Raw genomic sequence first — 19,190 nt, 5'->3', positions numbered from 1 at the left:
GCGGCGGGCCTATGCACGCTCCCGCTCCCTCCATTCCATCCGCTAATCACCCTTTCCGGACGGAACGCGGCGCGCGTCCCCAGCGCGCATGCCCTACGAAGAGCCCCCCTCCCCCACCCCGGCTGGCCAAAACCCTGCTGCTGCCCACGCGCCTGCTCAGCGACCTCTGTGTGCCGGCAACCCGGAGCAGGCCGCCGAGCTGCAAGGCAGGGCTGGAGGGGTGGGAGCGCTTCTCGGGGTACTCGCTGCGGGCAGGGCTCGCGACGGCGGCCGGCGAGGCCGGCGCCGACCTCGCCCAGGTCATGCGACAGACACGACACCGCTCGGCCGACGTGGCTCTCGGCTACCTCCGCCCCGCCGACCTCTGGCGCAACAACCCGACGAAGGTCATCTGGCGAGGGCCAGGAAAGCAAGGCTGATTGGATAAGGCCGCGCTGAGCGAACCGGGCTAACGCTCCCGCACCGGATCTTCCAGCCTGCAGTGCCTGCAACGAGTGCGAGTGCAGTGGTCAGATCTAACCGGAAACGGATATATTCCTGATGTTGCGTACACCCTGCGAGGACCTCTGCATGAGGATGGTTCGCCTGAACTCGGCTTCTGGGGCGCTCCCGAAGGCATGACCGGGACTGACGACTGGGCGAACGGCGTTGACGCCAACCTTGACGACCTCTCGAAGGAGCAACTGAACGCGCTCCCCTACGGCGTCATCGGGGTGGACACCGAGGGGAGGGTAACCTTCTACAACGCCACGGAGAGCCGCCTCTCGGGCCGAGCGCCGGACAGGGTCACCGGGCGCGACTTCTTCCGAGACGTCGCACCCTGCACGCACCTTCCCTCCTTCCACGGCCGGTTTCTCGATGGCGTCCGCCGTGGCCAGCTTGCGACCGAGTTCACTTTCGTCTTCGGGTTCGACCCGCCAATCCGCGTCCGGGTGGCCATGCGGAGTGCCCACGTACCGGGCCGCTACTGGATCACTGTTCATCCGATCGGCGCTCTCGCCCCGAGTACCCAGCGCCTTGTCTCCCAGGCGGCCGAAGAGGTCGTGGAACGGCGTAGCCGCGCCGAGCCCATCGGTCCCGACGTATGCGAGCGCGAGCCGATCCATCAGCCCGGCGCTGTGCAGCCGCACGCGGTGATGCTCGCGTTCCACCCGGTTGCCCTCACCGTCGACGCCTGCAGCGACAACGTCGCCGATACGTTCGGGCGCGGGCCAGACAAGCTGCTCGGGGAGCTGCTCGAGCGGCTGCTGCCTGCGGAGGCTGCGGCCGCGCTTCGCACCGCCCTGACCAATGGTACCCTCGCCGACCCGGCGCGTCCGCTCCGGCGCGACATCCGGCTCGGAGCGGAGGGGCGACCCTTCGCCATGACAGCGCACCTGCACGACGACCGTCTCATCGTCGAGCTCGAACCTCTGCCCGACCGCCCGGAGGACTTCGGGGCTGCCTCACCCTTTCAGGTGACAGACGCCGTGCGCGAACTCCGCGCCGCCCCGACCCTCGCCCGCGCGGCGATCGTCTGCGCCGACGAGATCCGCGCGATGACCGGCTTCGAGCGCATCCTCGTCTATCGCTTCGATGCCGACTGGAACGGGGAAGCGATCGCGGAGAGTCGGGTCGAGAGCTGGGACGACACCCTGCTTGGCCTTCGTTTCCCCGCCTCTGACATCCCCGCCCAGGCGCGCGCTCTCTACACCCGCGCCCCAGCCCGCTGGGTCGTAGACCGTGACGCGGTGCCCGCGGCCGTGCTCTCCGGGCCACCGACCAGGAACACGGCGGTCGACCTCACCTATGCCGCCTCGCGCGCTCTCTCGCCCGTGCATCTCGAGTACCAGCGCAATCTCGGCGTGAACGGCTCCATGTCCGCGTCCATCCTGGTCGAGGGCGCGCTCTGGGGCCTCGTGATCGGCCATCACCGGCGCCCGCACTACGTCACACCGGAGACGCGCGCCCTTGCTGGCCTCGTCGCTGAAGCTTTTGCGCTCCGCCTCCACGAACTCGCGAGTTTAGAGGCGGTGCGCGAGCAAGGAGCTGCTCTCGCAACTCAGAACATGCTCCTCGAGCGGCTCGCCGGCGCGGACGACTTCGTCGCGGCACTCACCTCCTCCGAGGGAAAGGCGGCCTCGCTCCTCGACCTCTTCGGTGCAACCGGCGCGGCAGTGGTGAGTGGAGATCGGGTTGCATGCGTCGGTGTGACGCCGTCTGGCGAGGGACTGGCGGAGCTGGCTTCCTGGCTGCGGGCCACCTTGCCTTCGGATCAGCGGGTCTTCGCGACCGACGACCTTTCCGCGCATCACGCCCCGGCCTCTGCTTGGCGGGAGAGCGCCTCGGGGGTGCTCGCTGCCTTCGTGGACGCGGCGCAACAGCACCTCCTCGTCTGGCTGCGCCCCGAAGTCACGGCGACAGTGGTCTGGGGCGGGGATCCCCGCAAATCGGTCCTCGCGGACCCCTCGACCCGCGTCGTCCTCCCCCGCCGCTCCTTTGAGCGCTGGGTGGAGGAGCGCCGTGGACGCGCGGAGCCCTGGGCACCTTGGCAGCTCGGTGCAGCGCGCGCGCTCGCCGCGGCGATCGAGGGCGTTGTGCTCCGGCAGGGTCGCAAGATTGCGGAACTCTCCGCCAAGAGCGAGGAACTCTCCCGCGCCCTGGAGGCAAAGGATATCCTCGCGCGCGAGATCGACCACCGGGTGAAGAACTCGCTCCAGATCGTGGCCGGCGTGATGCTGATGCAGGCCCGTGGCGTGTCAGACCCGGTCGCCCGCGCCGCGTTCGAGGACACCTACGCCCGCGTGATGAGCGTCGCACGGGTGCATGACACCCTTCATCGAGCCGAGGACATCGAGAGCGTAGACCTCGGTGCGACCCTGAACCGCCTCTGCGACGACCTCGCGTCGGGGATGACCGGCGCGGAACGCAGGCTTGCGGTGGCAACGGAGCCGGGGCTGATGGTGCCGAGCCGGGTTGCGGTCGCGCTCTCCCTCATTGCCACAGAGCTCGTGACGAACGCGCTGAAGTACGCCTACCGCCCCGGGGAGGAGGGACCTGTCGAGGTGAGCATACGGGGTCGCCATGGTGGAGGGGTAGAACTGCGCGTCTGCGATGCGGGACGGGGGCTCGCTCCCGGTTGGGAGAGCAAGCCCGCCCTTGGCGCGTCAGGCGGGCTCGGCATGCGGGTCATACAGGCGATGCTCGGCCGCATCGGCGCGGAAATGGCAGTGGAAGGCGACCGGAACCCTGGCGCGTGCTTTACGGTGCGGGCGTGACCATGGTGAAGCGTCCGGGCCAGTTCACGGACACTCCGCGTTTGCTGCCGGACAAGGGGTGCTGCGGGCAGTGGCCCCAGATGATGAGGGTGCCTCCTTGGCCTGGAACGCCTCAGCAGGGTCCCTTTCATGACCGCTGAGGACAGCCTTGGATCGGCCCGGAGTAGCCTCGTGGACAGTTCGGCTTTGGCTACAGGACTGGACTTCCGGCAGCTGTTTGCCGCGTCTCCAGCACCCTTGCTTGTGCTCTCCCCTGACGCACCGGGCTTCACCATCCTGGAGGTCAACAATGCCTATCTCACCGCCACCATGCGGACGCGAGATGCTCTGGTTGGGCATGAGGTCTTCGCCGCCTTTCCCAACAACCCGGATGACGGCAGTGCAACGGGTGTTGCTAACCTGCGCGCCTCGCTCAATCGGGTGCTTGCCACCAGACAGCCGGACGCGATGGCGGTGCAGAAATACGACATCCTGAATTCGAGGGGCGGCTTCGAGGAGCGCTGGTGGGATCCCCTTAATACGCCGCTGCTCGACGAGACGGGAAGGGTTGTCGCCATCATCCACCACGTCACGGATGTCACGGCTCGCACGGGTGCCGAGGCGGCGCTTCGCGAGAGCGAGGCGCATTGGCACGACGTGTTCGAGAGAATGGGAGAGGGCTTCGAGATCAACGAAATGATCCTCGATCCGGACGGGCAGGCGGTGGACTTTGTCTACGTTGACGCCAATCCTGCCTGGGAGCGGCAGTCCGGCCTCCGGCGCGAGATGGTAGTCGGCCGGCGTGCGACCGAGGTGTTCCCGGGCGAGGAGACCGACTTCTGGATCCCCCTATTCGGGCAGGTCGCGGCCACAGGCGAGCCGGAACAGATCGAGCGATACTTCGCCCCTGCAGAACGTTGGCTGGAGGTAATCGCCTTCCGGTTGAGGTCAGGACGGGTCGCGGTTCTGCTGCGCGACGTCACCGAGCGTCACCGCGCCGAGGAGCGCCAGGTGTTCTTGTCGCGCGAGGTGGATCACCGGGCCAAGAACGCCCTCTCGGTCGTGCAAGCAGCCCTGCGGCTGACACGCGCCCCTGACCTGGCCTCCTACATTCACGCGATCGAGGGACGGGTGGGCGCCCTGGTCCGGGCGCAAACGCTGCTAGCCGACGACCGCTGGGCCGGGGCCGACCTCCGGACCCTGCTGCGGGGCGAGCTTACGGCCTTTCTAGATAAAGGTGGTGGACCGCGAGTCTCGTTGCGCGGACCTGTGATTGCGCTCCCAGCTGGTGCCGCCCAGCCGTTTGCCATGGCAATCCACGAGCTCGCGACGAACGCCGTGAAGTACGGTGCGCTCTCGGCATTGGACGGTCAGGTGGTGATCAGCTGGGAAGTAGGCCCCGGTCCGCCCGATTGCCTGAGGCTCCGCTGGGCCGAGGAAGGTGGACCATCCGTCGAGGGTGCTCCGGATCGGCGCGGTTTCGGGACGCGTGTGCTGGAAGGCACGGTGCGTGGCCAGCTTGGCGGAAGTATTCTCCTCACTTGGCAGCGTTCGGGGCTCGTCTGCGAGATTGCTATGCCGCTGACGCAGGCCACACAGCTGCGGGAGAGGCAGGATTAGGCCCCCTACCCTACCGAGCCTGACGCTCGCTCACCCACTACGTGATGGTTCGCTGCAGCGAAACCGATGGCATGGTGCCTTACGAAGGAGAGCACCATGTTTGCCAATCTCCGCTCCCGCATCCTGTGGAGCCTCATCGGCATCGTCGGCATTGCTGCCTTTTCCGGACTGCTGGACCGGCTGACCACGCCCTGGGCGAACCCGTTCTCCTCTGTCGGCACCCTGACCGGTGAGTGGGCCGGCACCGCCCATACCCCGACCGGTCGCCTCCTCCGCCTCTGGCTCTCGATTGCGCTGCACAGCCGCAGTTCCGGCTGCCGTGGAAGCGGCTGCCGGCCGTACGGGGAGGACACGGCTACTACCTGTGACGAGCTGGGCCGCTTCCGCCGCTATCGCATCACGGCCACTGTTCCGCACAACGACGACACCCGGCTCCGGATCAGCGTGACGCCTCCGCCCGAGACAGCGAACGAGGTCCGTTTCAGCGATTTCAGCGGCAGCCGCAGCGGCGACATCCTGCGCCTTAAAGGCCGGCTCCATGCTCCCGGGCCCGTCACCACCCGTCTCTGGACTGACGAGCAAGGGAACGAGCGCCGCTCCATGACCGCCGGCCATCCTGACGCCGAGGCCAACACCGCGTGAACGCTGCATCGCAGCCAGGAGCCCATGCCGAAGACCTGTCCTCCGAGCTGATCGGGCAAGCTTGGTTGCGCGGAACTTTTTGGCGGTACGCCGACCTTGAAGAGTGCGCTGTGATCGAGGCGCGCGCAGATTGGGTCAGGGCGCGTACTTGATGGCCAGCGCAGAGAGCTTGGCGATGTCGCCCCCGGTCGTCCTCACCCCGCCGATCGTGCCACTGCCCAACAGGATGGCGAGTTCCGCCATTCCCTTCGTGGCACCGCTGCCAGCAAAGAGGGGAGAGAGGTCAAGCGCGGTGGTGCCCTTCGACGCGCCGCTCGCCTTGTAGGCGCCGATCGCAGCGGCCAGCGCGGCACCCGGCAGGCTGGGTTTAGCCGGCCCGACCGGGCTGGCCAGCGTGGCGGCGCCGCTGCGGCGATAGACGGCGGCATCCTGCACGACCGCATCGAAGCCCGTGGCACCGAGCGTGCGCAGGGCGGAGAGGGCGTTGAGGGAGCGCGTGCCAGTGCTCCGCGCCGTAATCTCCGTCGCCGGGCTGTCAACGACGCGGCCGCTGGCGTCCGTCCGGCGGGCGACCACCAGCAGATCCTGCGCGCTGCCGGAGGGCCCGGCCCGGTAGACCAGGGCGGCGAACTCCGCGCCGGTGAACCCCGTGCGGCCCGTCACCTCCTGCCCGTTCAGCAGCAGCGCGCCGCCTCCCGTGCCCGAGGGGTCGTCCCGCATGGCGACACGGTAAGTCATGCCGGTGTCGAAGACCCCACCCGCCGTGTCGAAGAGGATGTTCATCGAGAAAAGATCGCCTGCCGCCGCCGTGAAGTCGCCGAGCGTGGAAAGGGCAGGCGCCTTCTGGCTACCCAGCGGCGCGTAGGTCGCCGCGTCCTGGGCGATCCGGGCGTAGGCGTCGCTGCCGGGGAGGTCCCGCAGGGCAGGCATGGCGTTGATCGAGCGTTCCCCCGAGACGCTGGCCGTCACCTGCACCGCGCGGCTGTCCACGACCATGCCGGTTGCCGTCTGGCTGCGCGCCACCACCAGAAGGTCCTGCGCGCTCCCGTCCTCCCCGGCCACGAAGAGAAGCGAGTTGAACTCGGCCGGCGTGAAGTCGAGCCGGCTGGTGACGTCCTCTCCGTTCAGCATCAGGCGCGCGCCGGATGCGGTATCCTCGTTCCGCAAGGCCACGCGGTAGCCGGTCAGGTTGACCTTGGCATCGTAGGGAGAGGCGAAGAGGTCCCGCAGCGCGTAATGGTCCCCTGCCGCGGCTGTGAAGTTGCCGGCGGTGACAAGGCCGGGTGCCGTCTGGCTGCCGAACGGCGTGTAGAGCGCGGCCTCGGTGGCGACCTTCATGAAGTCAGCATCCGAGTCGTCGGGGTCAAGTTCCGAGCGCAGAGCCTGCGCGGCGCCGAGGGAGCGCGTGCCCGTCACCTCTGAGCGGATAACGGCCGGCGGGCTGTCCACCACGGCGGTCAGTCCGCCGCTGCCGTTGGACTTGCCCGCGCGCGCCACCACGAGGATGTCCTGAGCCCCGCCCTCGGGCCCGGCAACGTATTGCAGGGAGAGGAATTCCTCCGGTGAGAAGTCCGTGCGGCCGGTCACCTCCTTGCCGTTCAGCAGCAGGAGCCCGCCCGAGCGTCCGTCTGGATCATCGCGCAGGGCGACGCGGTAGAGGGCGGGCTCCGGCGAACGGCCCGTGGGGAAGAGGTCGCGAAGGGAGAGCATGTCGCCCGCCTTCACCGTCATGTCGCCGCTGGCCGTGACCTTGGGCGCCGAGCGGGCGCCGGAGGGAGCGAAGACCGCAGCGTCCTGTGCCAGCTTGAGGAAGGCGGCATCCGCATCGCCCGCCTCGGCCGGCGTGCGCAGCGCCGCCGCCACATTGACCGACCGCGCCCCTGTGGCGGCAACCGTGAGACTGAGGGCCGGGCTGTCGACGGTGTTGCGCCAGGTGCCATCCGCGCCCTGCGTGCCGGCGCGGGCCACGACCATCAGGTCGGTCGCGTTGCCGCTCTCGCCGGCGACGAACTGGAGGTTGATGAATTCCGCCGGGGTGAAATCGACCCGGTGGGTCACGTCCTTGCCGCCCAGCAGCAGCCGCGCGCCCGAGCCCGCGTCCTCGTCGCGGATGGCCACGCGGTAGAGGGCGGTGTTGGCGCCGGCGGTGAAAAGGTCATGCACCGCCAGGCTGTCCCCGGCCTTGACGGTGATGTCGCCGACGCTGGCGAGAGTGGGCGCCTTGCGGCTGACAACCGCCGAAAAGACGGCGGCGCTCTGCGCGAGGTGCAGGTAGTCGGCGTCGGTCCCCCCGGACACGTCCGTGCGCAGGGCCGCGGCGGCAGCGAGGGAGCGCGTGCCTGTCACCTGGGCGGTAAGCTGCAGGGGCGCGCTGTCCCGAATGTTCGTCCAGGTGCCGCCAGGGCTCTTCGTGCCGGAACGGGCCACGGCGACCAGCTCCTCCGTGCCTCCGTCAGAACCAGCCAGGTACTGGAGTTGGTTGTAATCCATGGGGTCGAAGTCGGTCCGGCCCGTCACGTCCTCGCCGCGCAGCGTCAACTTGCCGCCGGCATCCCCTCGAAGGGCTACGCGCATCAGATCCGCGCTGGGGAAGCCGAAGAGTTCGCGCACGGAGTAGCTGTCGCCTTCGCGCACCGTGAAGGTGCCGGAGGGCAGCGGGACGCGAATGTCGATGATGTCGGCAGGCTTTGCCGCTGGCGCAGCACTGCCGGTCGTGGCCGGGGTCACGGCATAGCCGCTCGGCAGGCTGGTGTAGAAGGCAGATGTGCCGTTGCTAACGGCGCCAGACATGAAAGCCCCCGTGGAACCTGCTCAGTATGAAGGAAGAGTGTGAAGCCGATCTTAATCCGACACTGTGCCAAGGGCATCGTCAACTTGGCCGGCTGCCGGCTTGCCCGAGCGGCTCACTTCCAGGTAGGCGAGTGGGATGACTGCCCCCGCAACGTGCCCCAGCTTTGCCGGGTACCGCTTCCCGGCCGAGATCATCAGCCAGGCGGTGTGGCTCTACTTTCGCTTCCCGCTCAGCCTGCGGATGGTGGAGGAAATGCTGGCCTTCCGCGGCATCGTGGTCAGCCACGAGACGCTGCGCCAGTGGGGCCGCAAGTTCGGTCAGGCTTTTGCCAACGGGATCCGGCGCCGACTGCCACGCGCCGGTGACAAGTGGCACCTGGATGAGGTCGTCCTCAAGATCAATGGTGTGACGCACTGGCTTTGGCGCGCCGTCGACCAAGCCGGAATGGTACTCGACGTGCTGGTGCAGAGCAGACGGGACAAGCAAGCTGCCAAGCGGCTACTCAGGAAGCTGCTGAAGCGGCAGATGCGGCCACCGCGCGTCATGATCACCGATAAACTGGCCAGCTATGGCGCAGCTAAGAAGGAGGTGATGTCCTCGGTCGAGCACCGGCAGCATAAGGGGCTGAACAATCGGGCAGAGAACTCGCATCAGCCGACGCGACGACGAGAGCGCCAGATGAAACGGTTCAAGTCTGCAGGCCAGGCACAGCGCTTCCTCTCAGCCCACGACGGGATCAACAACCTCTTCTATCTTCGCCGCGCCCACCTCAACGCCAGCGAGCACCGTGCCGCAAGAGTGCGTGCGTTCGAGGTGTGGTCCGACGTCAGCGGGGCCGCCGCGCGGGCCTGATCACCTTGGGCCTGCTGCCAATCAGTCAGAGTACTCGCACCGAGGCCGGCAAGTTGACGATGCCCGACCGCGTGCCCGGACGAGGCGATCTGGCGGATGCGATCCGCTACGCACTGAAGAGTCGCGAGGGGCTGACCCGGTTCCTCGAGGACGGCCGCATCGACCTGGACACCAACGCCGTCGAGCGCTCCATCCGACCCATCGCGCTGAGCCGCAAGAACGCGCTGTTCGCGGGATCTGACGAGGGCGGTGAGCACTGGGCTGCCGTCGCCTCGCTCATCGAGACCTGCAAGCTGAACGGCGTCGATCCCCAGACCTACCTCGCCGATCTCCTCACCCGCCTCGTCGACGGCTCGCCTCAGAGCCGCATCGACCAGCTCATGCCTTGGCACTGGCCCGCGACCACCTGACCACCAAGGGCCTCAGCACATCGCTTACCCCATTGGCGGATACCGTCCGCTTGCGGGATGTCTCAAGCAACCGTGAGGCGGAGGATTCGTCGCCTATCCCCGCGCCACAGGCGGAGGGCCTGTCCCTCCGAGCCATCGCCTCTAAGCTGGACGCCGAGGGTATCCAGACACCACGCTCCGGCGCTTGGGCCGCCACGGCAGTCCGTCGCGTCCTGGCTCACGTGCAGGAAACGGCAATTGATCAGGAGGCGGCATGAGCAGCAGAGACGAAGCACAGGCGACAGATCAGCTTCGGCGAGCGCTGCTGAGGTTCAAACACGCCCAGACGTTTTATCTCAATGCCCATCGCAAGCTCAAAACTCAGCCGCCCATCGAGGTGGAAGACTTTTGGGACGGGCCAGGACGCCAACTGGAGACAGCGCTGGAGACCAGCGCAAAGGAGGTGATGAAAGCCTTCAAGCTGTTCTCGGCGGCTGGCCTCGTTGCATCTGACAGCGACCGCCATCTGGTCACCGAAGCCAAGCGCAGCCTGGAGCAGGGCACCAACTGACGGTTCTCACCCTTCTGCCTCCGCTAACGCTTCCTTAAGCCATCTCGCGGCTTACTGAGCGCGGCCGCAAAACGCGGATCCGAGGCCCGCACATGGAACGCAGAAAGGTCCCAGCCGGCGCCGATGCCACCTTTGAGTGGCAGGTCTTCGAGGCAGCCCCCGGCGTCATGGTTCTCGATGGTTGGGGCAACCTCCTCGGGACGTTCAGAACGACGGGCGGAGCGGTGCTTGCCATGCTCGCGGTAGAGGCCGGCCCGCCTCGATGCCCAGCCGTGCCCAACGATAATGAAATCGCCTGACGCCATCCACTGAGGGTTAGCGTCACGCTTGCGACAAGCCGCCCGTCCCAGCTAGGGCTGGCGCGCCGTTGAGGCGCTACCCGACAACCAACCTTCACCGCTTCCTGCAACTAAGTAGCAAATTAGCACGCCATACTGTGTCTGACGCCCAAAGACCCTCTTTGATCTCGACGTTTTGCACTTCAGCGCCAGGGCCGGCGGAGCAGTAGCGCCACATCTTGAGGCCGACGCCCAGCCGTCAGGACGGCCATCATAAGGTCGATTTCGTCCAAACCAAAGACTTCAGCCCAGTACCGGACGCTCTCCGGATCCTGCAGGTCTATCCTCGCGCCTCCAGCTGGGAGCGCCATAGCCTTCTCGAGTACCATCGGACGTCGCTTTTCCGCTTCTTATTCTTGGCCCAGGAACTAAGCTCGAAGCTACTCACGTCAAGCCAACGCAGCCCAATTTTTACAAGCGGTTGAGCTAATAAGGCACAGTGAACATGGCGAAGCCGAAGCGGGCCGCCCCCACCTTCATGCAAGCCCTGAAAATGTTGGCAGGCTTATAGGTCGTGAGCGACGTGATGCCCCGCCTGAAGGGGTTGACGAGGTCGTTTGGGAGCTGCCCTGCGATCGAAGCAGAAATCCTCACCGTTCGCTGAACAACCGCTTCGCTATTCCCGGCAAGGCCTGTTCCCTTTAGCGTGCAGGCGAGGAGGCGATGGGTGCTATTCCCAGGAATGCGGCAACGTCCTTCGCGTCCGATCCCACGATCATCACGGCAGTCGCCAAGTCCAGGTCACTGACCTTGAAGATAGTGGCCCAGTAGCGAGCATTAGCCTCGTCATCGAGGTTAATCTTGCTACGCATCAACCATTTTCGGTTCGACATCGGGCAACCCACTAAAGCTGCTAGAGCTTGGAGCGCGGTGAACCCGTTCGGGTTCCAACCACAAGCACAGGGCATTGTTTGACTAGCACCCGCATTGCGAATTTGGGGCCGGCCTTCGAGCTAATCGGCGGAAGAAGATACTGGGGAGGATTTGGACTGGCGCGTCCCGAGCTCCTCTCGGAGCGCGATGATCTTTAGCTCCGCCGCCTCAAGCTGTCGAAGCAGGTTCTCCTCGGACATTCCGCTCAGCCCGAAAAAGCTGCCATCGACGGGAGCGCGTTGTATGGTGTGCAAAATTTCGGTCATGGCTTAGTAACCCAGAATTCGGTTTAACGCAGGCTAAAGCCTTTTTGGTTGCTGCTATTGGTCATGATGGCAGTGCTTGAGTGAACGCGCCGTTACTGAATGGTAGAGGATCTGCAAAATGATCCAGCGCGCACAGGGCGCAGAAAGGACTGGGCTAGTAGCAAATGATGCAGGCAATACGGTGATGCGGGGGCGCAGCCTCAAACCCAACGTACTGCGCGCTCTCCTTCTCCGCGACGCCCTCCTCCGCCACAGCCAGGTAGCGCGCACGGCGCGGCCTTCAATGGAAGGGCACGGGGTCGAGCAGCGCCTCGCGTGCTGGCTACTGATGGGCCATGACCGGCGCGCCAGTTCGGTTCCGCACGCAGTGGGCACGATGCGGGAGGATTATCGTGCGTGAGAGGCAGCGGACGGTCGGCTGGTGGGGCAATTTTCGCCTAGTTCTTCTGGGTTTTTGGTGAGTCACGCAGGCCAATACAGGGCTAGCCCCCTGCCCCGCCGAGACCACGGCTCACCCGGTTGACTCGCCTAGCACCCCGGGCTGCCACCGTTAGAACGGCATGGCTGTCGTCGAGGGCCGATCCGAACCCAAGGGTTGGCGCAGGTCCAGACCACCCGCCCGTTGGTGGGCGTTGTGGCAAAGGCGTCAATGCGCCGATAGCGGAGGCAGGGTACGATGTTCGTCGCCGGATCGCAGGCGTGAAGCTGCGGAAGACGACGAGCGTCATCTCTGCCCCAGCCGTGCTCGGCATTAGCAGGCTGTATAGGTGGTTAGCGCCGCCGCAGAGTAGGTGAGGTTCAGCCGCTCCCTTTCGCGGATCGCCGTTCATCAGCCCAGTAATGTCGTCTGCTGGACTGTCATGGTGGGCAATCAGCATCATCACGGCACACGAAACGAGGCCAACTGGGGCGGAGGACGCCTCAACCTCGGAGGGCAGCCATCGATAGACCGTGGCGCGGGTCGTGCGGCCAATCTGCTGCATCAGCAGAGTGCGCCGCCCCCGCTACTTTGCAGATCAGTCAACGTCAACCTTGACTGTTGACGTTGACCTGACGATTAGGAAAGGACAACTTCCATGCACAAGGGAGTTCTGACGTCAGAACTCCTTGAACTGGGGACGGGCTATGGACGGAGGCAAGCTGAGGACGCTGCGACAGCAGCTGCGCTTGAGCCAATCGGAAATGGCTGATGCGCTAAACACCGTGCTTGAGCGCTCCTATGACAAGCCGCGTGTTTCGCGCTGGGAGAACGCCCGCGAGCCCATTCCTGAAGAAGTAGCCCATGCGGCAGCGGGCTTGGTGAATGGTCAGCCGCGTCATGCGCGTATATTGATACTAGCCAATCAGAAGGGCGGTGTGGGCAAGACCACATCCGCTGTTAATCTCGCATGCGGACTGGCTCGTCGCGGCGCGCGGGTGCTGTTGGTTGATCTCGACCCACAAGCCACTGCAACGGTCGCTATGATGGCTAGTGGCAGTGTCGATGCTTACCGCCAGGGACGTACGATGGCCCACGTCATCCTGCGCGATCTTCCGCTGGAGCAGGCGATCTACGGCCAAGATAGCCCGCTGCTGGTTGCCCGTGGTGGCTTCGACTTGGTGCCGAGCCATATTGACCTGGCGGAGACTGATGGGCGCCGCGAGCCTGGCTTCGACGTCGCGCTCCGTGAGGCGCTGGAGGTCGCACGCGAGCGCTACGATTTCATCGTACTGGATGCGCCCCCCAACCTAGGCATGCTGACGGTGATGGGTTTGGCTGCCGCAGATGAGGTAATCATCCCCGTCCGCACCGAGCCTTACGACAGCATGGGTGTCGGCCTGATCCTCGGCACAATCAGCAAGGTGCAGCGCCGACTCAACCCTGCTCTCCGGCTCAGCGGGATCCTGCCTACCCAGTTCGGTGCCCGTAAATCGGTGGACCGGGAGGTGCTCGAGCACTTGGCGGCTGTAATGGCCGGCAAAGCACCGGTGCTAGAGCCAGTGCAGGCCAGCGCCGCTTTCGGTCACGCCGCCCGCAACGGCCGTATCGCTCTCGAGGCCTCACCCAGTTCAGCAGCGGCCGTCTACGGCCGCTTGGCTGCTGCGCTCGTGACCGGCAGCGCCTTGCCTTACGCCAACCTCGTGCCTCAGCCGGTGGAGGCCTAACGCCATGGCTCAGCAGCGTAAGACCCCTTCTCCAATGCTGGGCGCGGCAATGGCAGCTATCGGTGAGGCAACAGAAGGACTAGTGGCGGGTAATAGCCGCTTCCGCCACTCGTTCGAAGCACCACTCGCTCGCGTTCGTTCTGATCCAGACCAACCGCGCAAGCGCTTTGACGACGCAAATATCGCGGCTCTGGCCGCAACAATGCAGGCCGAGGGGCAGCTACAGCCAGTGCTCGTTCGGCGTGATCCGGAACAGCGCGGCGCCTGGATACTGGTGGCTGGTGAGCGCCGTTGGCGTGCTGCACAGTTTAGCGGATGGTCCACGATCCTGGCCATCGAGCACACGGGCGACGCAGATCTTGCTGCGCTCCTGGAGAACCTTCAACGAATTGACCTAACGCCCGTTGAGGAGGCACGCGGACTGCAGCGCTTGCTGACGCAGAGGGGCGTAAACCAAGCGACAGCGGCGGAGATGCTGGGACGCAGCCCAGCAGAGGTAAGTGCGAGCTTGCGACTGCTAACCCTGCCGCCTGCATTCTTGGAGCAAGCAGCCGATGTGCCGCGGAATGTACTCGTGGAGTTGGCTCGCCTAAAGGATGGTCCGGTGCGGGACCGTCTGATGCAGATGGCGAGCGATGGCTCCCTAACGGTGCGGGCGATCCGTGACGCCCGCGCGGCAGCTCCACCACCTCCCAGGCGACCGCCATTGACCGACTACTGGTCAGCGCTGGAGCGGATGACGCTCAAGTTGGAGCGTCGGAAGGCGAAGGGCGAGAAGCTGAGCGAGGCTGAGCGACATGGACTAATGACGCTGCGCACTCGCATCGAGGCTTTGCTGGAATTCTGACGTCAGAACTCGCCGGCTTCGGTGCAAGGGGCTTAATCGATTCGGTTGGACCCTGCTCACGGTAGTTAGGTTCATCCACAGCGATGAGCTTGGACTCCACTCACACTCCAGGGTTGGACTGAACTCACGCGAATCGGGCTTATCCCCAGGACTCCGCTCACACAAACTAATAGAATTATCTAATAGCCTTCAAATAGCTTGCGTGAGGACAGTCCAACTTGCGTTAGCGAGTAACTTCGTCTCGGATAGCGGCTATGGGGGCTGTTCATCACCTGATCCTCACCAGAGGCATAGAGGAAGCTAGACGCGAGGCGAGTAGTGCCTGCGCCAACCAGCGCCTATGTGTCGAGGCCGCCTTCGAGGTCATGGGTGACGAAGCAGGCAAGATTGGCATTGCCCACGCTGGCTTTGCCATGGCAGCCCTGCCGCACAAAAAGACGTCCGAGACAGTCTGGGAGCGAGAGGCAGGCTCGGTTAAGTTGCTTGTCGAGAGCGGTCTCGACATGAACCGGCAGCCGATCGGGATCCCCTACGGGTCACTCGCTCGATTGATCTTGATCTATTTGCAGACGCAAGCCGTCCGAACCCGTAGCCGCAAGGTGGAACTCGGCGCGTCGATGAATGCTTGGCTTAGCGCGATGGGCTTGCCCGTTGGTGGGAAGACCTACCAGCTGGTCCGCGAACAGTCGCGTCGGCTATCACGGTGTCGCCTCACGTTTTTCCGCCGCTCCGGTGGGGCTGAGCTGGTGACGAATGGTGCGTTCGTACGGGACTCAATACTGCCCTTGGACTCTACTCACGGACAGATGCCACTCTGGCAAGAGCGGGTCACGCTAGACGAAGGGTTCTACCAGTCGCTGATTGATCACCCACTACCGCTTCGGGAAAAAGCGATCCAAGCAGTTTCGGGCCGTTCCATGGCAATTGATATCTATGTTTGGCTAGCTTACCGGCTACACGTCCTACCTGGACCGGTGGAAGTTAGCTGGCCAGCACTCAAGTCGCAGTTCGGCGAGAGCTACAAGGAGTTGCGCTTCTTCCGGCGAGATGTGCTGCCTTCGCTTGATCTCGCGCTGGCAGCCTACCCGGAGGCGAAAGTCCACATTGATGAGAGGCGAGGCCTCACGCTTTATCCGTCGGCACCGCCAGTACCAGAGAGGAAACTCCTGGCGGGGTAGCTGCCCACAATACGCACCACGCGCACTTCTGACGTCAGAATTTTCGCTCAGCTAGGCGCCGGAGGAGAGCGTTGTAACGGCGTGCCCGAATGGCGAGCCAGAGGACTTCGCCATAATTGCCTATTCACGGCGAGGAACGCTGGACACGTTCCCAGTTACACGGGCGCTATGCCCAGTCTGACACTCCGGGCCTACCGCCATTGGAGGAACACCGCTTCCTCGGGCCAGGAACGCCGCTCTCTGGTACCAGCACCTGATGTTGGACAGGCACGCCTTCCGACGCACATCTAGCAAGATGTCATCTCCCATGCACGTGCCGGCCGCTCGCGCCGGAGACACCGCCGAGCTTCCCGCCAGCCCTCCGTTGGCCGGCGGCCTGATCGCGTCCTACGCCGCCGCCCGATCCGCCGCCCCCGGGCACCTCGTGCTGTACCGGGTCGGAGAGTTCTACGAGGTCCTCGCCGAGGACGCGGCGCTGGTGTCCCGGGTACTGGGCATCCAACTCACCCGGCGCCGGCAGAAGGACGGTCCCGACATACCGATGTGCGGCGTTCCTGCCTCGACCGTCGACGCCCGGTGGGCCGGCTGCTCTCAGCGGGGCACAAGGTCGCCCTATCCGAGCAGCCGCCCTCGCCGGGAGGGGATCGCCCGCTGCAGCGGCTCACACCGGGCACGTCCGTCGACGCAGCGGTGCTGGCGCCGGGTCGGACCAACAACCTCGCCGTTGCTTTCACGGCCGGCGAAACGGTGGGCTTTGCCTGGCTGGACGTGTCCACAGGCGAAGGGGGCACGGCTATGGCGTCGGTGGAGGGCTGTGGCCCCGCGCTGGCGCAGATTGCCCCGACCGAGGTGCTGGTCGCGCGATGGCCGGAGACCTCGGACGCCCTGGCCGTGGCCTTGCGCAGCGGCGGCACCCGCTTCGGCAAGCTGGACCGACCCGAGTTGGTTGGCGCGGCTGCCGACGGGGTCCTTGCAGCGGCCTACGGTCCCGGCGCCCCGGACGCCCTGCGTGGCTTCTCACCGCCCGAGCTGAGCGCCTTGGCTGCCCTGCTCGACTACGTCCGAGCCACTGCCGGACGTCTTCCCGAGGCACTTCCGCCGCCGCGACGGGCGGCCATCAACGACACAATGGAGATCGACGCGCCGACGTTGCGGGGTCTCGAGGTTCTCGCCTCCGGTGCCAGCGTGGAGGGCACGCTGCTGTCGGTGCTGGACCGCACCGTCACACCGGCCGGCGCCCGCCTGCTCGCCCGACAGCTGGCGGCACCGCTGACCAAGCCGGACACCATCCGCCGCCGCTTGGCCATGGTGCGCTTCATGGTGAACAACCCGCCGGTTCGGGCGGGCTGCCGGGAGGAGTTGTCGGGTCTGCCAGATGTGCTGCGCGCCTATGGGCGTTTGTCGCTGGGCAAGGCAGGGCCGCGTGACCTGGCGGCAATCCGCGACGGGCTGGAACGGGCGCAGGCCGTCGCCGCACACCTTGCGACCGGCGAGAACCTACCCGTGGGGCTGGCGACAGCAGCGCGCGAACTCCGGGTGAGCGATGACGGCGGCAAAGGTGCCCTCGCCGGTACCCTGCGCCGGGCCCTAGTGCCTTCTCCCCCCGCGACCATTGGCGAAGGCGGCTTCGTCGTCGAGGAATACCATGTCGAACTTGACGCCGAGCGAATGGAGGCGGCGGCGGCAAAGGAAGCCATCGGCAAGCTGCAGGACCGCTACGTGCAGCAGACCGGCATCAAGTCGCTTCGCATCAAGACCAATACCCTGATCGGCTACCACGTCGAGGTGCCCGCCGCGGCCGCGAAGGGCCTGGCAGACGGCTTCACCCTGCGCCAGGGTCTTGCCTCCTCGGCCCGCTACACCACGACCGAGTTGGACCGGCTGGCGGCAGAGCAGGTGGGCGCCGCGGAGCGGGTTGCCGCGATCGAGGAGCGAGTGTTCCGCGAACTGGTGTCGGCGGCGCTTGCTCAGCGGATGGCGGTGACGCGGATTGCCCACGCCGCGGCGGCGCTGGATCTCGTCTGCGGTCTCGGGCAAGCGGCGGCCGAAGGGCTCTGGGTTGAGCCCGAGCTGGCCGACGACACGCTGCTGGAGATCGAGGGCGGCCGGCACCCGGTGGCCGAGCAGCTGCTGGAGGCGGAGGGGCGGAGCTTCGTGCCCAACGACTGCCGCATCGGTAGCGATGATCGGCTCTGGCTTCTGACGGGCCCGAACATGGCGGGCAAGTCGACCTTCCTGCGGCAGGTGGCCCTGGTGGTCCTGATGGCGCAGGTGGGTTCGTTTGTGCCGGCAACGCGGGCGAGGGTAGGGGTGGTGGACAAGCTGTTCAGCCGGATCGGAGCCTCCGATGATCTGGTCGCGGGCCGGTCGACCTTCATGGTGGAAATGCTGGAAACAGCGGCGATCCTGAAGCAGGCAACGGCGCGGTCGCTGGTGATCCTGGACGAGGTTGGGCGTGGCACGTCGACCCACGACGGGCTGGCGATTGCGCAGGCGAGCATGGAGTACCTGCACGATGAGGTGGGATGCCGGACGCTGTTCGCGACACACTTTCACGAGCTGGCGGACGCGGCCGAGGCCATGCCTTGGGCGGTGTGCATGGCGATGGACGCGTCGCCTGGACGGCACGACGAGATGTTCGCCTTCAAGGTGAGGGCAGGACGAGCCGGGCAATCATATGGGCTGAGGGTGGCCACTCATGCCGGGATGCCAGCGACCGTGCTGCGTCGAGCAGCAGAACTGCTTGGACAGGTGACTGGCACGAAGGACCACGAGGAAGGCACATCTGGATAGGTGTCGCGTGGCTCAGCATGGCAAGCTGATGGCATGAGCGACGCCGCCCTGTCCCGTTCCGTTCGTGTCCGCTCCTATCGCGACGCTGTCCGCGATGCCGGCAAAACCTTCCGCTTGGCACCCGGCGTTGACGTCCGGGCGGCACTGAAGCGATCGGCCCTCGCGGCCGTCCCGAAGGTGGAGGGCTGGACCATGCGCGTCTTCACGGTCGAGCGGACGAGGGTGGGCGAGCGTGTCGCGGCCCTGCTGGATCACCTCGCGCGCCGGGCGATGGGCGGTTCCGATGTCGCGGCCGCGCTGGCGGCGACCCTTGACGGAGCCTGTGCCGTCCTGGTCGTCGCGGCCAAGGACCCCCGGCGCGTCGAAGCGGTGAGTTCCTCGCTCAGCAGGGCAGGGAGGTAGCCCCGCTCACCCTGCCGTCAGCCCCGAGAAACCCAGTAAATGCAGGCCAAACCTGCCCCGCCAGCGGGCCTTCCACGGCCGGCTACGCACGATAATTATCTATTATCGTGCCTAAGGGGCGGGGAGGGGGCGGTTGCCACAGGGGTGAGCGGCCGGTCACACTCGGGAGGGGCGGAACGGCGGCTTGGGGGCATGCGCCGAACCGACCGAAGCGGGGCAGGGGAGCGGGGACTCTGGTACGGATAGC

Annotated in this window: 15 protein-coding genes and 2 pseudogenes; 14 read left to right on the top strand and 3 right to left on the bottom strand. The window is 65.9% G+C overall.

Features of this window, described 5'->3' with window-relative positions; translation table 11 throughout:
* Positions 1-170 precede the first annotated feature (170 nt).
* The 4 genes from EAH89_RS24955 to EAH89_RS24940 all read left to right on the top strand — a co-directional run bounded on the left by EAH89_RS24955 (position 171) and on the right by EAH89_RS24940 (position 5,498).
* The gene (locus tag EAH89_RS24955) at positions 171-419 is read left to right on the top strand and encodes a site-specific integrase (protein WP_140886420.1); all 249 of its coding nucleotides are present in this window, start codon (positions 171-173) and stop codon (positions 417-419) included.
* Between the two features lie 198 nt (positions 420-617).
* Positions 618-3,257 (top strand): histidine kinase dimerization/phosphoacceptor domain -containing protein, encoded by a 2,640-nt coding sequence (locus EAH89_RS24950; protein ID WP_140886419.1) that lies wholly within the window; start codon positions 618-620, stop codon positions 3,255-3,257.
* Positions 3,258-3,386: 129 nt separating this feature from the next.
* Positions 3,387-4,856 carry a PAS domain-containing protein gene (locus tag EAH89_RS24945; protein WP_140886418.1) on the top strand — a complete coding sequence of 490 codons (1,470 nt, stop codon included), beginning with the start codon at positions 3,387-3,389 and terminating at the stop codon, positions 4,854-4,856.
* Between the two features lie 96 nt (positions 4,857-4,952).
* Entirely contained in the window at positions 4,953-5,498 is a 546-nt protein-coding gene (locus EAH89_RS24940) for a nicotinamide mononucleotide transporter (RefSeq protein WP_140886417.1), read from the top strand.
* A gap of 135 nt (positions 5,499-5,633) precedes the next feature.
* On the opposite strand, the gene EAH89_RS24935 is transcribed toward EAH89_RS24940, so the two are convergent.
* On the bottom strand, positions 5,634-8,288 hold the full coding sequence (locus EAH89_RS24935) for a hypothetical protein (protein WP_140886416.1): 2,655 nt from the start codon (positions 8,286-8,288) through the stop codon (positions 5,634-5,636).
* Between the two features lie 136 nt (positions 8,289-8,424).
* Here EAH89_RS24935 and EAH89_RS24930 point away from each other — a divergent pair, with 136 nt between their 5' ends.
* From EAH89_RS24930 to EAH89_RS24915, 4 genes and pseudogenes are all read left to right on the top strand, one after another.
* Complete coding sequence (locus EAH89_RS24930; RefSeq protein ID WP_140886415.1) at positions 8,425-9,141, top strand: IS6 family transposase; 717 nt, start codon at positions 8,425-8,427, stop codon at positions 9,139-9,141.
* Between the two features lie 68 nt (positions 9,142-9,209).
* Positions 9,210-9,551: pseudogene (locus EAH89_RS24925) on the top strand (transposase domain-containing protein); the annotation flags it as partial.
* Complete coding sequence (locus tag EAH89_RS33580; RefSeq protein ID WP_161993745.1) at positions 9,527-9,808, top strand: recombinase family protein; 282 nt, start codon at positions 9,527-9,529, stop codon at positions 9,806-9,808. The pseudogene EAH89_RS24925 and the gene EAH89_RS33580, both read left to right, overlap by 25 nt.
* The gene (locus tag EAH89_RS24915; protein WP_140886414.1) at positions 9,805-10,101 is read left to right on the top strand and encodes a hypothetical protein; all 297 of its coding nucleotides are present in this window, start codon (positions 9,805-9,807) and stop codon (positions 10,099-10,101) included. The genes EAH89_RS33580 and EAH89_RS24915 overlap by 4 nt, the downstream gene beginning before the upstream one ends.
* Before the next feature lie 481 nt (positions 10,102-10,582).
* On the opposite strand, the gene EAH89_RS33575 is transcribed toward EAH89_RS24915, so the two are convergent.
* Both EAH89_RS33575 and EAH89_RS33570 read right to left on the bottom strand, forming a co-directional pair.
* Positions 10,583-10,750, bottom strand: a complete 168-nt coding sequence (locus EAH89_RS33575) for a DUF3606 domain-containing protein (protein ID WP_408906324.1) — start codon at positions 10,748-10,750, stop codon at positions 10,583-10,585.
* Positions 10,751-11,080: 330 nt separating this feature from the next.
* Positions 11,081-11,272, bottom strand: coding sequence for a DUF3606 domain-containing protein (locus EAH89_RS33570; protein ID WP_408906322.1), 192 nt, complete (start codon positions 11,270-11,272; stop codon positions 11,081-11,083).
* Between the two features lie 1,431 nt (positions 11,273-12,703).
* Here EAH89_RS33570 and EAH89_RS24900 point away from each other — a divergent pair.
* The 6 genes and pseudogenes from EAH89_RS24900 to EAH89_RS24875 all read left to right on the top strand — a co-directional run bounded on the left by EAH89_RS24900 (position 12,704) and on the right by EAH89_RS24875 (position 18,943).
* The gene (locus tag EAH89_RS24900) at positions 12,704-13,723 is read left to right on the top strand and encodes an AAA family ATPase (protein ID WP_140886411.1); all 1,020 of its coding nucleotides are present in this window, start codon (positions 12,704-12,706) and stop codon (positions 13,721-13,723) included.
* A 4-nt stretch (positions 13,724-13,727) separates the two neighbouring features.
* Positions 13,728-14,570, top strand: a complete 843-nt coding sequence (locus EAH89_RS24895) for a ParB/RepB/Spo0J family partition protein (RefSeq protein ID WP_140886410.1) — start codon at positions 13,728-13,730, stop codon at positions 14,568-14,570.
* A gap of 365 nt (positions 14,571-14,935) precedes the next feature.
* Positions 14,936-15,748 (top strand): replication protein RepA, encoded by an 813-nt coding sequence (locus EAH89_RS24890; protein ID WP_241667201.1) that lies wholly within the window; start codon positions 14,936-14,938, stop codon positions 15,746-15,748.
* Between the two features lie 256 nt (positions 15,749-16,004).
* Positions 16,005-16,307: pseudogene (locus EAH89_RS33565) on the top strand (MutS N-terminal domain-containing protein); the annotation flags it as partial.
* Positions 16,308-16,324: 17 nt separating this feature from the next.
* Positions 16,325-18,541, top strand: coding sequence for a DNA mismatch repair protein MutS (mutS, locus tag EAH89_RS24880; protein WP_161993743.1), 2,217 nt, complete (start codon positions 16,325-16,327; stop codon positions 18,539-18,541).
* 33 nt (positions 18,542-18,574) lie between these two features.
* The gene (locus EAH89_RS24875) at positions 18,575-18,943 is read left to right on the top strand and encodes a hypothetical protein (RefSeq protein WP_140886407.1); all 369 of its coding nucleotides are present in this window, start codon (positions 18,575-18,577) and stop codon (positions 18,941-18,943) included.
* Positions 18,944-19,190: the final 247 nt, after the last annotated feature.

Source organism: Muricoccus nepalensis, assembly GCF_006438825.1.
Taxonomy (GTDB): domain Bacteria; phylum Pseudomonadota; class Alphaproteobacteria; order Acetobacterales; family Acetobacteraceae; genus Roseomonas; species Roseomonas nepalensis.
The sequence above is the reverse complement of the archived record's forward strand: the minus strand, read 5'-3'. Positions and strand labels throughout refer to the sequence as shown.

Coding starts and splice junctions, on each gene's coding strand:
- EAH89_RS24915 (WP_140886414.1), top strand. CDS start 9,805: ATGAGCAGCAGAGACGAAGCACAGGCGACAGATCAGCTTCGGCGAGCG.
- EAH89_RS24895 (WP_140886410.1), top strand. CDS start 13,728: ATGGCTCAGCAGCGTAAGACCCCTTCTCCAATGCTGGGCGCGGCAATG.
- EAH89_RS33570 (WP_408906322.1), bottom strand. CDS start 11,272: ATGTCGAACCGAAAATGGTTGATGCGTAGCAAGATTAACCTCGATGAC.
- EAH89_RS24935 (WP_140886416.1), bottom strand. CDS start 8,288: ATGTCTGGCGCCGTTAGCAACGGCACATCTGCCTTCTACACCAGCCTG.
- EAH89_RS33575 (WP_408906324.1), bottom strand. CDS start 10,750: ATGGCGCTCCCAGCTGGAGGCGCGAGGATAGACCTGCAGGATCCGGAG.
- EAH89_RS24875 (WP_140886407.1), top strand. CDS start 18,575: ATGAGCGACGCCGCCCTGTCCCGTTCCGTTCGTGTCCGCTCCTATCGC.
- EAH89_RS24890 (WP_241667201.1), top strand. CDS start 14,936: ATGGGTGACGAAGCAGGCAAGATTGGCATTGCCCACGCTGGCTTTGCC.
- EAH89_RS24950 (WP_140886419.1), top strand. CDS start 618: ATGACCGGGACTGACGACTGGGCGAACGGCGTTGACGCCAACCTTGAC.
- EAH89_RS24930 (WP_140886415.1), top strand. CDS start 8,425: ATGACTGCCCCCGCAACGTGCCCCAGCTTTGCCGGGTACCGCTTCCCG.
- EAH89_RS24945 (WP_140886418.1), top strand. CDS start 3,387: ATGACCGCTGAGGACAGCCTTGGATCGGCCCGGAGTAGCCTCGTGGAC.
- EAH89_RS24900 (WP_140886411.1), top strand. CDS start 12,704: ATGGACGGAGGCAAGCTGAGGACGCTGCGACAGCAGCTGCGCTTGAGC.
- EAH89_RS24940 (WP_140886417.1), top strand. CDS start 4,953: ATGTTTGCCAATCTCCGCTCCCGCATCCTGTGGAGCCTCATCGGCATC.